The sequence below is a fragment of the Rhodococcus sp. 008 genome (genome assembly GCF_001682295.1).
GTDB lineage: Bacteria > Actinomycetota > Actinomycetes > Mycobacteriales > Mycobacteriaceae > Rhodococcus_F > Rhodococcus_F qingshengii.
The window spans coordinates 402,565-415,694 of record NZ_CP012749.1 but is presented as its reverse complement, the minus strand read 5'-3'; the positions used below and the strand labels follow the sequence as shown (position 1 = coordinate 415,694).

12 protein-coding genes are annotated in these 13,130 nt (G+C 63.7%); 7 read left to right on the top strand and 5 right to left on the bottom strand.

From position 1 onward, the window contains the following. Positions 1–2 precede the first annotated feature (2 nt). Both pth and AOT96_RS01835 read right to left on the bottom strand, forming a co-directional pair. On the bottom strand, positions 3–575 hold the full coding sequence (gene pth, locus AOT96_RS01840; protein ID WP_065351230.1) for an aminoacyl-tRNA hydrolase: 573 nt from the start codon (positions 573–575) through the stop codon (positions 3–5). A gap of 106 nt (positions 576–681) precedes the next feature. Then, on the bottom strand, positions 682–1,290 hold the full coding sequence (locus AOT96_RS01835; RefSeq protein ID WP_003946242.1) for a 50S ribosomal protein L25/general stress protein Ctc: 609 nt from the start codon (positions 1,288–1,290) through the stop codon (positions 682–684). A 290-nt stretch (positions 1,291–1,580) separates the two neighbouring features. On the opposite strand from AOT96_RS01835, the gene AOT96_RS01830 reads away from it, so the two are divergent. Further along, positions 1,581–2,786 (top strand): GAF domain-containing protein, encoded by a 1,206-nt coding sequence (locus AOT96_RS01830; RefSeq protein ID WP_042448934.1) that lies wholly within the window; start codon positions 1,581–1,583, stop codon positions 2,784–2,786. On the opposite strand, the gene AOT96_RS01825 is transcribed toward AOT96_RS01830, so the two are convergent. Beyond that, positions 2,783–4,243 (bottom strand): FAD-dependent oxidoreductase, encoded by a 1,461-nt coding sequence (locus AOT96_RS01825; RefSeq protein WP_063316788.1) that lies wholly within the window; start codon positions 4,241–4,243, stop codon positions 2,783–2,785. The genes AOT96_RS01830 and AOT96_RS01825 overlap by 4 nt on opposite strands. Before the next feature lie 82 nt (positions 4,244–4,325). Next, positions 4,326–5,507, bottom strand: coding sequence for an aminotransferase class V-fold PLP-dependent enzyme (locus tag AOT96_RS01820; RefSeq protein WP_065351229.1), 1,182 nt, complete (start codon positions 5,505–5,507; stop codon positions 4,326–4,328). Positions 5,508–5,521: 14 nt separating this feature from the next. On the opposite strand from AOT96_RS01820, the gene AOT96_RS01815 reads away from it, so the two are divergent. The 5 genes from AOT96_RS01815 (at position 5,522) to egtD (ending at position 11,118) form a co-directional block, all read left to right on the top strand. Further along, positions 5,522–6,796 carry an APC family permease gene (locus AOT96_RS01815; RefSeq protein WP_042448927.1) on the top strand — a complete coding sequence of 425 codons (1,275 nt, stop codon included), beginning with the start codon at positions 5,522–5,524 and terminating at the stop codon, positions 6,794–6,796. Positions 6,797–6,874: 78 nt separating this feature from the next. Further along, entirely contained in the window at positions 6,875–8,098 is a 1,224-nt protein-coding gene (gene egtA / locus AOT96_RS01810; RefSeq protein WP_065351228.1) for an ergothioneine biosynthesis glutamate--cysteine ligase EgtA, read from the top strand. Next, the gene (egtB, locus tag AOT96_RS01805; protein WP_065351227.1) at positions 8,095–9,402 is read left to right on the top strand and encodes an ergothioneine biosynthesis protein EgtB; all 1,308 of its coding nucleotides are present in this window, start codon (positions 8,095–8,097) and stop codon (positions 9,400–9,402) included. Before egtA ends, egtB begins: the two co-directional genes overlap by 4 nt. A 1-nt stretch (position 9,403) precedes the next feature. Further along, a complete protein-coding gene (gene egtC, locus AOT96_RS01800) occupies positions 9,404–10,150 on the top strand; it encodes an ergothioneine biosynthesis protein EgtC (RefSeq protein WP_065351226.1) in 747 nt (248 codons plus the stop codon). Further along, entirely contained in the window at positions 10,147–11,118 is a 972-nt protein-coding gene (egtD, locus tag AOT96_RS01795) for an L-histidine N(alpha)-methyltransferase (RefSeq protein ID WP_030536289.1), read from the top strand. Before egtC ends, egtD begins: the two co-directional genes overlap by 4 nt. A gap of 12 nt (positions 11,119–11,130) precedes the next feature. Here the strand turns inward: egtD and AOT96_RS01790 are convergent, their stop codons facing one another. Further along, entirely contained in the window at positions 11,131–11,475 is a 345-nt protein-coding gene (locus AOT96_RS01790; RefSeq protein WP_065352745.1) for a DUF4288 domain-containing protein, read from the bottom strand. A gap of 96 nt (positions 11,476–11,571) precedes the next feature. On the opposite strand from AOT96_RS01790, the gene AOT96_RS01785 reads away from it, so the two are divergent. After that, on the top strand, positions 11,572–13,113 hold the full coding sequence (locus AOT96_RS01785; RefSeq protein ID WP_065351225.1) for an HNH endonuclease signature motif containing protein: 1,542 nt from the start codon (positions 11,572–11,574) through the stop codon (positions 13,111–13,113). Positions 13,114–13,130: the final 17 nt, after the last annotated feature.

Below are 13,130 nucleotides of genomic sequence, written 5' to 3'. Positions count from 1 at the left end.
CGTCAGTGCAGGCGGTTCTGTGCGGCTTCCAACCCGAGTTCGAGCAGTAGCTCCACTGCATCCGCAGCCTCTTCGCATACGAGATCGAGTTCTTTTCGCTCCGTGGACGAGAACGGCTTGAGAACGTAGTCCGCCGGGTCCATGCGGCCCGGCGGACGACCGATCCCGACGCGCGTGCGCAGGTAGTCCTTGGTGGTCAACGAACTCGAAATGGACCGCAGGCCGTTGTGGCCGCCTTCGCCGCCGCCGAGTTTGAGTCTGATCGTCCCGAAATCGAGATCCAGTTCGTCGTGGACGACGATGATGTTCGCGGCGTCGACCGAGAAGAACCGCGCGAGACCGGCGACAGCGCCACCCGAGAGATTCATGTACGAGCGTGGTTTTCCGAGAATCACGCGCCGGCCGGCGAGGCGACCTTCGACGATTTCGGCACCACTCTTCTTGTGTACGTTGAACTTTCCGCCCATGCGCCCGGCAAGGGTGCCGGTGACCATGAAGCCGACGTTGTGCCGGGTCTTCTCGTACTGGGGGCCGGGATTACCCAGGCCGATGACGAGGGCGGTATCTGTGCTCAACGGACGCTACTTTCTGGCTTGATTTTTCCTGCTACGCACGAACGGCGCGTCACTCCGAATCGGAATGACGCGCCGCGCGCAGTGAGTTCTGTTGGAACCGAGAGGATCAGGCCTCTTCTGCAGCCTCGTCGGCGGCGGGAGCTTCTGCGCCCTCTTCGAGGTCTGCCTCGGTGGGTGCAGCAACGACGTTGACGATCAGGGTGTCGGCGTCAGCCTGCAGGGTCGAGCCCTTGGGCAGTTCGAGCTGGCTGGCCAGGATCTGGGTGCCGATCTCGAGACCCTCGACCGAAACCTCGATCTGCTCGGGGATGTGAAGCGCGTCGGCCTCGATGGAGATCGTGGATGCGTCCTGCGCGACCATCGTGCCTGCAGCAGCATCTCCGACGACGATGACGTTCACGTCGATCGTGACCTTCTCGCCCTTCTTGATGACGAGGAGGTCGGCGTGCTCGATGTAGTTGCGGATGGGGTGCACGACGACCGACTTGGTCAGTGCAACCTGCTCCGTGCCCTCGATGTCGAGGGTGAGGATGGCGTTGGTGCCGTGTGCACGGAGGATGGCGGCGAAGTCGCGAGCCGGCACATTGAGGTGGCGGGGATCTTCACCGTGGCCGTACAGAACCGTGGGGACCTGGCCGTCACGACGTGCGCGGCGAGCTGCGCCCTTGCCGAATTCGGTGCGGACGACGGCGACGAGGTTGTTTTCTTCAGACATGATGAAACGGCTCCTACAACTCACGGGGTTCGTGCTCGGTTTACTGACGTGTGGTTTTGCCTGCGGCAAGGCGGACAGGCGCGCACACGGCCAGGAGCGAAACGCTCGAGCTGAGCCGTAGCCGCGTCGATCACGGTAAACCTGCAACGTGTGGAACTGCTGCGATTCACCCTCGCCGAGACAACTTTGGATACGTTACCGGAGTTTGCTCCCGGCCGCTAATCGCAGGTGGTGGGGACCTGGCCGTGTGGACGTGGTTCGCGTCACATCGAAAGCGGTAGCCTGACGGAGTGACCACCGTGGGGAACGCTCCCGAAGGCAGTCGGCTCGGTGCCGTCGTGCCGGGTACCGACCTGTCGCAGCATGCTCGCCTACTCAGTCGGGTGCACGACGCAGTTCTCTCCGGGCAGGAACCACCGGCGCAGCCGCGGACCGTCGTGGCGCGGTCGTGGTCGAGGGTGGCCGCCGGCGGGCTCACGCCGGATCACTGCGGTGCGTCTACTGTTGCCGATTTCTCCGAGTTGGAGGCGAGGCGTTCGCGTACCGCGCTGCGAAGCGTTCTGCCCGAACTGCGAACCACGCTCACCGAGGTCGCCGAGGACGCGGGCTTCATCGTGGTCGTTGCCGACGCCGACGGTGTCCTGCTCTGGCGCGAAGGGGCGAAGACCGTCAAACGTGCGGCGGACGCTCTCGGGTTCGCGGAAGGCGCACGCTGGTCGGAGCAGTCGGTGGGGACCAACGCGATAGGTACCGCGCTGATCGAAGACTCTGCGGTGCAACTCTTCTCGGCCGAGCACTATGCGCCCACGCATCACAATTGGTCGTGTACCGGCTCGCCCGTGCACGACCCACGGACGGGCGAGATCCTGGGCGTGGTGGACATCAGTGGATCCGCAGCTTCGGTTCATCCCACCACCGTCGCGCTGGTGCGCACCGCGGTTCGCCTCGCGGAGGCGACGCTGTGGCGCGAGCACGCAGCTTCGCTCGAGCGCCTGCGCTCGCGCGCGGCGCCGTTGTTCGCGGCAGGCACAGGTCCGGCATTGGTGGTCGACGAGTTCGGCTGGGTAGCCGGCGCCAGCGGGATTGCCGCGCCCGACCGTGTGGCAGCACCCAGTGCGGGAAAGCCCGTCATCGTGCCAGGTCTGGGGATGTGTCTGCCTGAGCCGCTCGGAGACGGCTGGCTGTTGCGCACCGGCGTCGGCGGGCCGTTGATCGAGCTGGAGCTGGCCCTCGGAGCATCGCCGCAGGTGACGGTGCGTGGTGACGCCAACTGGACGCGCGCGCTTTCGCCGCGTCACGCTCAGATCTTGCGGGCACTGGCAGCCGTCGGTTCGGCAGGTGTGGATGCCGCAGGCCTGAGCGAAGTGCTCTTCGGTGATCGCGAGCATGTCGTGGCAGTGCGCGCCGAGGTGTCCAGACTGAGGAAACACCTCGGCGCAGTCCTGCAGACTCAGCCGTACCGCTTTGCCGAGGGCGTGCGAGTTGTGGTGATCTAGCGCGCCGCGCTGATTCCGGCACGACGTCCGAAGAAGCTGCCGTCGCCGAGACTTGTCCCGCTGGCGTAACCGCCCGCACAGACACCGGACGTGCAGCGACCCGCTGCGAAAAGTCCGGGGATCGGCGCACCCGAGACGTGCAGAACCTCGGAATCGACGGTGGTCTTCAATCCTCCCAGCGTGAATCCGCCTGTGCGGCCACGGAGATCGATTGCCGCGAACGGGCCGACGATCGGCTTCACCCACTCGGACTTCTTGCCGAGCACCGGATCCGAACCTTCAGCCGCGTGCCGGTTGTAGAGGTCGACGGTGGATTGCAGCGATCCGGCGGGCAATCCCATCTCGCCTTCGAGTTCCTCGACGGTCTCCGCCACCCAGCTCGGCTGCGCCCGCAACTGTGCACTGGACGATTCGGCATTCATGCCTTCCTCGTACGCAGCTTCGTCGATCACGAGGAATGCCTGGTTGTCCTGCTGGAACAGCGTTGCCTGGCCGATGCGGCCGGGGTAGGTGTCCTCGGGGATGTATCGCTGACCGCGGCCGTTGACAAGAATGCCGCGCACCATCAACTGTGGGTCGCAGAAGAACGCGACCTCGGTGGCGTCCATGTGTGCGGTGTCGGCGCCGAGTGCCTGACCGATCTGGATTGCGCGGCCGTCGTGCGCCTCGATGGAGGCCGCCGGGTGGCCGAAGATACGCGGTGCGTTCGAGCGCACCATCTCGTTGTTGTACGCGAAGCTGCCCATCGCCAGCACGACGCCCTTGCGTGCGCGAATCGCGACGTCCTTGCCGTAACGCTTGGCGACGACGCCGACAACCCGATCGCCGTCTACCACCAGAGTTTGGACGCGCAGATCGTATTCTGCTCGGACACCGAGCTTCTCGGCCGTCTCGACGAGTGGCTTCATCAGCATGTAGCCGCCGCCCTTCTCGCCGGTGTTCTTCTCGGACATCTGCGGAACGTGTCCGCGGGGCGCGGGATCGACGAGGGTGTTGAACGGCGCGGCGTTCTCGCCTCCCGAGTACATGAGGCCGTCGTCGTACGGCGGTTCCCAGCCGGGCTGACCCCAGAACGATTCCTTGAACGGGACCCCGGCGTCGACGAGCCAGTTGTAGTGATCGACGCTGCCCTCGCAGTACGCGTCGATCTTCGTATCGTCGGTTCCGGGGCCGAGCGCTGCCTTCATGAACGTCTTCATGTTCTCGACCGAGTCCTCGAACCCGCACGCCTTCTGCAACGGCGTTCCACCGCCCAGGTAGATGAATCCACCAGCCAGTGACGCGGCTCCGCCCCAACCGCCCGTCCGCTCCAGGACGAGCACCTCGGCGCCGGCACGAGCTGCTTCGATCGCAGCGGTGACGCCGGCGATGCCGTATCCCGCGACGACGACGTCGGCCTCGTAGTCCCAGGTGGTGATGTCGGCAGCGGAGATCGGTCTGACGGTGGGGTCGGCCATGCGAATAGTCCTCTCGGAAGGCGAAACTGCTGATCACCCCACAGTTGCAGTTTCGACTTCCGCAGATCAGGCATGGTCCCGGTCAACGGGAGGTTTGCAATCCCCTGACCGCGCCCAGAAATGTGTCCAGGTCGGCTTCGTCGACGAAGTAGTGCGGCGATGCGCGAACCACGGCATCGAGCCCGCGGGCATCCATGTCGAGGAGGGTGGACCCGCGACCACTGACGGTGACGGTGATGTTCTGTGCTGCAAGCTGATCCCGAACCAGGTGCTCGGAAATACCGTCGACGGTGAAGGAAACGATGCCGCTCAGATGGGTTCCTCGATCGCGGACTTCGACTCCGGAAATCGCTGCCAGACCTTCCCTCAGCGTGACTGCTCGGGATTCGATCTGCTCCCACGCCGTGTCGGTGCCGATCGAGAGCAGATAGTCGGCGGCGACGCCGAGACCCAGGCGCGCCGCGACACTCGTTTCCCAGAGCTCGAATCGTGTTGCGTCCGGTGCGGGTACGAAGCTGTTCTCGCCGGTCCATTCCGCTCCGTGCAGGTCCATCGCAGCGGGTTCGAGTGCGTCGACGAGTCCGGGGCGGACGTACAGGAATCCGGTTCCGCGTGGCCCGCGGAGCCACTTGCGGCCGGTTGCGCTGAGGGCGTCGACGCCGAGTTCGGTGACGTCGATGGGCAATTGGCCGACGGACTGGCATGCGTCGAGCAGAACGAGCGAGCCGTGGGCCCTCGCGAGTTCGACGACCTCGCGGACGGGGTTGATCAGGCCGCCGTTGGTGGGGACGTGGACGACGGAGACGACGCGAACCCGATCGTCGAGCATGTTCTCGAGTGCGTCGAGGTCGATGCGTCCGTACTGATCGCTCGGGATGATCTCGACGTGGGCACCGGTCGAACGCGCCCGCCCCAGTGCCGCGATGGCGTTGCTCGCGTATTCGACTCCGCTGATGAGGATTCGATCACCAGGTCCGAGCGGAACGGCAGCGAGGAAGTCGTTCCACGCACGGGTCGCGCTGTCCGTCAAAGCGATATCGGTTGCCTGAGCACCGATGACCCGGGCCAGCGAATGGGGAACAGCATCGAGGGCGCCGCTCTGACGAGCAGCTGCGACGTATCCGCCGACGTCGGCTTCACGTCGCAGGTGCTCGATCATCGTGGCCGGCACCGGCTCGGGCGGGAGCGAGGATCCCGCGCTGTCGAGGAACACCTTGTCAAGGCATCCGGGGGTGTCGCGGCGGATCGTGTCGAGATCGAACATGGCACCTTCCGTTCATGTCGGTGTGGTTCAAACTACCTGTGAACGAAGCTGTCCCGATGGAGCGAAGACTGGGCACCGCCGATGCCGTGGTGATCGGCCTCGGCGCGATGATCGGCGCCGGAGTCTTCGTGGTGTTCGCGCCTGCTGCCGCAGTAGCCGGTACCGGGTTGCTTGTGGGCCTGGCGATTGCAGCGTTCATCGCATTCTGCAACGCGACGTCGTCGGCGCAGCTTGCGGCCAGATACCCCACTTCAGGTGGGACCTACGTCTACGGACGTGAGCAGCTCGGACCCTGGTGGGGGTTTGCCGCCGGCTGGTCGTTCGTGATCGGGAAGACCGCGAGCTGCGCGGCAATGGCTCTGACTTTCGCGACGTATGTTGCGCCTACGGCCTGGCGTGTCCCCGTCGCGGTATTGGTGGTGGCAGCGCTGGTTGCAGTCAACTACCGCGGAGTCACGCGGACGGCGCACATGGCCAGGGTGATCGTCGCCGTGTCGACGACGGCGCTGTGTGTAGCGCTGGTGGTTGCCGTCGTCGGTCCTGGTGCGGTGCGCGAGTTCCCGGATCTCGCATTCGGGTCGTGGTACGGAATTCTGCAATCGGCGGGACTGCTGTTCTTTGCCTTCGCCGGGTACGCCAGGATCGCGACGCTGGGGGAGGAAGTGCGTGATCCGCGTCGAACGATTCCGCGGGCGATCCTGATCGCACTCACCGTCGCCGTCATCCTCTATGCGCTGGTAGCGGTGGTGCTGTTGGTGACGCTGGGACCTGATCGGCTGGCGAATTCGGCGCGACCACTGGCAGATGCGGTGGGCGCAGTCGGGTGGAGTTGGGCCGTTCCCGTAGTGGTGATCGGTGCCGCGGCGGCGTCGGCGGGGGCGCTGCTGGCTCTGATCGCCGGCGTGAGTCGTACGGCGATGGCGATGGCCCGCGAGCGCGATCTGCCAGTGGCCCTCGCTGCAGTCCATCCACGGTTCGGGGTCCCTCACCATGCGGAACTTGTGGTCGGTGCCGTTGTGATCGCCTTGGTCTCGACAACCGATCTTCGTGGGGTGATCGGCTTTTCGTCGTTCGGAGTGCTGCTCTACTACTTCGTCGCGAACGTGAGTGCGTACAGCCAACGCGGTGTGGACCGGATGTATCCGAAGTGGCTGCAAGCGGTCGGCGCGGCTGGTTGTGTCGTTCTGGTGGTCACACTTCCGTGGATCGCGGTTGTTTCCGGCGCAGGTGTGGTTCTGGCCGGTTGTGGGTACCGGTGGATACGACTGAAGAAATTCAACGACACGTAACACCACAAAGGGTGCATCTCGGACGTTGGCGTTCTATCGTCGGTAGCGACCGCGAAGACCGCCCGAAGGGGAAGTCGAATGGTGACAGCAGCGTTGACAGCAGCACAGACCACGCAGGTGGATTCACGTCCTGCGGCCGAGGCCTACGTCGGTGGTGTGTGCTTCAAACAGGGGCCACCCCGTTTGGTCGGAGCTGAGCTCGAGTGGCTGACCAGCCAGGTTCCCGGTGGGGAGCGGCCGTCAGCAGCGACTCTGGCAAAGGCACTCGGGCGATACGCGCCCACCAGTATCGACCCGGATTCACCAGCGGTTCCGCTTCCTCGTGGCAGCCTCGTCACCGTAGAACCTGGCGGACAGATCGAACTCTCGTCAGCGCCGCGGACGTCCGCCCGAGAACTGTGTGACTGTCTCGACGAAGACCGTCGTACTCTCGAAACACTCCTCGCGTCGTACTCCATCGAAATCAGTTCTGCCGCGGCCGACGTCGCCCGCCCACCTTCCCGGATTCTCCGGTTGCCACGTTATTGCGCAATGGAATCCCGCTTCGCCGGGATAGGACCGTATGGCACCTTGATGATGTGCAATACAGCAGCAGTGCAGGTCAGTGTCGATGCCGGCGGCAGCCCGGAGTCCATTGCCCAGCGTTGGCGGCTCCTCGGGGACATGGGGCCGGCGCTCATCGCTGCGTTTGCGTGTTCTCCACGCTTGCAAGGGGTTCCGAGAGGGGATTGGGCGTCCCAACGCATGCGGACGTGGCTCGAACTCGATTCCTGGCGAACGGTCGCAGTCCCGGAAGTGCAGGACTACGCCGGCTGGGCGCTCGATGTTCCGCTGATGTGTGTGCGAAACGAGGGCGACGATTGGACGGCTCCGCGGGGTGCCACTTTCGGGGACTGGATAGACGGCGCTTTGGATGCCGAGATCGGACGCCGACCCGTCTGGGCGGACTTGGACTATCACCTGTCCACGCTGTTCCCGCCGGTTCGCGCTGTCGGCCATCTGGAGGTTCGCTACATCGATGCGCAGCCGGGAGATCTGTGGCGAGTACCGGTAGCAGCGATCGACGCGTTGCTGTCCGGGCCTGCCGTGATGCGTGAGGCGAGTGATGCCGCAGCGTCGACGGCCGGGAGATGGCGGGATGCGGCAGAGTACGGTTTGGGCGACGTCGAACTGCGTTCGGCGGCAACCTCTCTGATGTCGCTTGCCGCGTCGTACGCGCCGGAGCCGCAGTTTGTCCGTCTTCTCGATGCCGCAGCCGAACGGTGTTGTCGCGCAATTGTGCCCGGTGAGAGCGACACATGACGGGGGAGATCACCAAGGAAGCGGTCGAGGCCGTACTTCTGCGAGCGCGTGAACGGTCGACGCTGCTCACCGACTGCGTCGACGATACCGAATTGGTCGCTCAGCATTCTCCGTTGATGAGTCCACTCGTGTGGGACCTGGCGCATATCGGCAATCAAGAGGAACTCTGGCTGGTGCGAGATGTCGGTGGCCGCGATCCGGTGCGTAGCGACATAGACGAGCTGTACGACGCGTTCAAGCATTCGAGATCGTCGAGACCCACACTTCCCCTGCTCAACCCGGCCGAGGCGCGCGAATACGTACGTACGGTTCGCGGGAAGGTCTGGGATGTGCTCGAAGCCAGCACCTTCGGACGCACAGAACTCGACATGGACGGTTTTGCCTTCGGGATGATCGCGCAGCACGAGCAGCAACACGCCGAAACCATGCTCGCAACACACCAATTGCGTTCGGGACCCACGGCACTCGTTGCCACACCCCCTCCGCAAGCGGCCCGCATGCCGGAACTCGACGAGGTCACGATCCCCGCCGGCCCCTTCGTCATGGGGACCGACGACGAACCGTGGGCACTCGACAACGAGCGCACTGCGCATCAGGTCTATCTCACCGACTTCGCGATCGACAGATTCCCGGTCACCAATGGGCAGTTCGTCGAATTCATCGAGGACGGCGGCTATTCCCGACCGGAACTGTGGTCTCGAGACGGTTGGCGGCATCGCGTCGACGCGAAGCTCCGTGCACCACTGTTCTGGGAACGCGACAGTTCGGGTTGGTGGCACGAGACTTTCGGCGTCGAGGCTCCGGTCCCACCGGACAAGCCCGTCGTGCATGTGAGCTTCTACGAAGCCGAGGCCTACGCGTGCTGGGCAGGCAAACGGCTTCCCACCGAGGCGGAATGGGAAAAGGCCGCGCGGTGGGATCCGGAATCCGGAAGATCGCGACGATTCCCGTGGGGGGACGTGTCCGCAGACGAGAAACTTGCCAATCTCGGTCAGCGCCATCTCGGTCCCGCCGGCGTCGGCTCGTATCCGGCGGGTGCATCGGCAGCAGGTGTCGAGCAGTTGATCGGTGACGTGTGGGAGTGGACGTCTTCGGGTTTCCATCCGTATCCGGGTTTCCGGGCCTTCCCCTACCGGGAGTACTCGGAGGTGTTCTTCGGCGGCGACTACAAAGTGTTGCGAGGGGGATCGTTCGGGACCGACAGCGTTGCCTGCCGGGGGACGTTCCGCAACTGGGACCACCCGATCAGGCGCCAGATCTTCTCGGGTTTTCGCTGCGCCAGAACGATTTCGGGTAGATCCTGACATGTGTCGGCACCTCGGGTATCTCGGGCCGCCGCGTTCGGTTCGTGAACTCCTCCACGACGGCGAGAACTCACTGATGCGACAGTCGTGGGCACCTCGCGAGATGCGTGGCGGCGGGACCATCAATGCCGACGGATTCGGCGCGGTGTGGTGGAACGGTGGAAGGCAGGGACGGTACCGCAGTATCTCGCCGATCTGGTCGGACCCGACAGTCGACGAGACGTTGTCCCACATCGTTTCCGGATCCGTTCTCGCCGCCGTACGTTCCGCGACGGAGGGGATGGCCGTCGAGATCGGTGCCTGCGCACCGTTCGTCGACGGAACCTACGCTTTCAGCCACAACGGAGCGGTATCCGGTTGGCCTGGCTCACTCGCCGACTTGGCAGCAGAAGTTCCGGCCGTCGAATTGCTGAAGATGCCCGCGCCGACGGATGCTGCCTTGTTGTGGACAGTGCTTCGGCATCGGTTGAAGTCGAAGCCCGCGGAAGCCGCCGTGACGAGCCTGGTTCACGATGTGGCTGCGGCGGCACCGGATTCACGATTGAACCTCCTGTTCGGCGACGGGCAGGAACTGTGGGCCACGGCGTGGGGCCACACGTTGTACACGCGGGTCGACGAGTCGCGGGCACTGATCGTTTCCGAACCGTCCGATCGTTCGCCGGACTGGGAGCAGGTGCCGGACCGGCACATCGTCTGCGCGCGTCCCGGCCATTTGATCGTCACCCCGATACCGATGGGAGAACAATGAAAACCCCTACGCTCGAGGTTTATCTGACACCGGCCGAATCGGTCGACGCATTGCGAGCCGAGGCCAGGGAGGGCTTGACCGCTACGCCGAAGTGGCTCTCGCCCAAATGGTTCTACGACGCGCGTGGAAGTGAACTGTTCGAGGAGATCACGGCCTTACCCGAGTATTACCCCACCCGTACCGAACGCGGCCTGCTCGCTCGGTACGCCGACGAGATCGCGGCGTTGACCGAACCCGAGATCCTGATCGAACTGGGTTCAGGTTCCTCTGAGAAGACGCGGTTACTCCTCGACGCGATGACGGCTCGCGGAACTCTGCGAACGTATGTACCACAGGATGTTTCGGTGACGGCCCTCGAAGGTGCGGCGCAGCAAGTCGGTGCCGAGTTTCCCGGAATCGACGTGGTAGGGGTGGTCAGTGACTTCACCGGTTCGCTGCATCATCTACCCGGGGGTGGACGGCGCGCGGTCGCTTTTCTCGGTGGAACTCTCGGCAATCTCGTTCCGGCAGAACGCGCCGAGTTCCTCTCGGGCATTGCAGCGGTGCTCGATCCCGGTGAGAACCTGATCCTGGGCGTGGGATTGGTGATCGATCCCGCAGTCCTCGTGCCCGCCTACGACGACGCTGCCGGTGTGACTGCTCAGTTCAATCTCAATGTTCTCTCGGTCCTGAACAAGCAACTGGGAGCGAACTTTCCCTTGGAGGACTTCCGTCACGTCGCGCTCTGGGATGCCGAGAACGAGTGGATCGAGATGCGCCTGGAAGCACTTCGTGAAGTCTCGGTGCACATCGACGACCTGGATCTGGAGATCACCTTCGCAGCGGGCGAGCAGCTGCGCACCGAGATCTCGGCGAAGTTCACCGAGGAGGGGATTGCCGCGGAACTCGCGTCCGCGGGCTTCGGGGTACGGAAGGTGTGGACGGATCAGGATCAGCGCTTCGCGTTGTTGTGCGCGCAGCGGGCGTGAAGTGGGCGCTTGTCAGGGGATGCTGTCTCCTCCTAGAAGTGTCTCAAAAGTTCTGTAGGCGGCAATATTTGAGAAGTGTCGAGAGTAGAGATCTGCGGTGCCAGTATGGACAGCGTCCGACACCGGCGCAAGATCCACGAGATGCGCGAGTTTTACATAGGACTGGTCATCGCTCGCGCCGAGCGGATACTCCTGCTCGCCGGCCTTGCGCTCGAATTTTGACTGCGCCTCAGCGGGGTCGCCAGCCCAGATGAGATAACAGTCCTCTCGGTAGAAGCACCCGACCCCGTCATTCTTCCCCAACTCGAATATCGCTATGCCGAAGTACGGTTGATCTCGTGTCGGATGCTGAGTCATGCGATTGAACGTAGTGACATCGGAGCGCAAAAGGTATCGGTGAATACCCCGGGATTTCGCAAAAACTTGTCGGTGGGCGCCCGTAGAATCGCTCATATGTTCGAATCGAAGACTTCCGCGGACGCGCTGTTTCGGCAGCATGCGGAAATCGCGCGCGCCCACTTCCTCGAGATCGACGCGGTCACTGCGCTGTACTTGGACCGTTGTGAGGAGGATGCCGCGGTTGGAGTCAATGAGGCTTTTCGGGGTCAATTCGCGCACGTGGAGATCGCGTCGATACTGAGCATTACGGAGTACGCCGCGCAGAAAATGATTGCACTGGGATGTGACCTGCGCTGGCGACTTCCGCGGGTGGCGGCCGCTTTTGCTTGCGGTGACATCGATCTGGCCAAAGCGATGGCACTGTCCGAAGCTCTCGCCAACGTCTCCGAGCACGCGCTCGATGACATCGAGCGACTCCTCGTGGACGGTGCCTGCCGTGTAACCGGTAACAAGTTGAAGGCGCGCGCACGAGGTCTCATTGCTCGGCACGACCCTGATGGGGTGCGTGCCAGGCGAGTTCGTGCGGAGGCGGATCAGGACGTTCGGACGTGCGCGTCGCACGACGGTATGTCGACTCTGGACGGAATGCTTCCAGCGGTCGGCGCTCAGACTTTGGCCACGAGGCTCCGTGCGATGTCGATGCAGGTCTGTGGTTCCGATCCGAGAACTTTCGGGCAACGGCGTGCCGATGCACTGATCGCATTGGCGGAAGGAAAGACGTCGTTGGATTGTCAGTGCGACGGCGATTGCACCCGTAGGGATGATACGAAGACCTCCGCGCTCCCGATTGCGACAATTCTTGTGGGTGTCAACGCTTCCACCCTGCTCGGATTCGACGACCTGCCAGGCTATTTGCAGGGGTACGGCCACATCGATGCCGACCTTGCGCGCGCGATCGCCGCGGACGCCACGTGGCAGAGAGTCCTCACCCTTGCACCGTCCGAGGTGCAACATTGTTCGACTGCGGGGGCAGCCGGACCGGTGCTCGGCGTGGGTCGGTCGATGCGCTCACCGGAGATATTGCCCGCTGCGGCAAGGGATAATCGCTCGCGAAGGAACAGTGGTTCGCGGCGCGGTGAATCCACGTACCAGCCGTCCGCGGCGTTGGTGACGATTGTAAGGACGCGAGACGGTACGTGCCGCTTTCCGAATTGTGTTGTGCGTTCTGATAGTTGCGATATCGATCACACGGTGCCGTTCGATCACGGCAACCCCGCTCAGGGAGGGCCTACTGCAGAACGGAACTTGGCCTGTCTGTGTCGAAAACATCACCGACTGAAGACGTTTGGCAGGTGGACAGTGAAGCAAATCGGAGGTGGTCTTCTGGAGTGGAAAGATCCGTCAGGACGACGAACGGTTACCGCGCCCGTAGGCCCATTCTGTGACCCCGAACTGAGAGTGCCCGACGCGGCGAGACTGCATTTGACGGACGGCGATGCGCTGGAACGACGTTTCGGACTTCGGGACAGGGGAGTGGAAGCGGATCTCGAATACCTCCTGGACTGGAGTGTGCCCGGCTGGCGGAAGGCACGATCTGCATCAAGACGTAACGCATCCCCACTGGCGAACGCTTTGCCGGAGTTTGCCGACTTCTGAAGGGGTTTCGTTTCTCC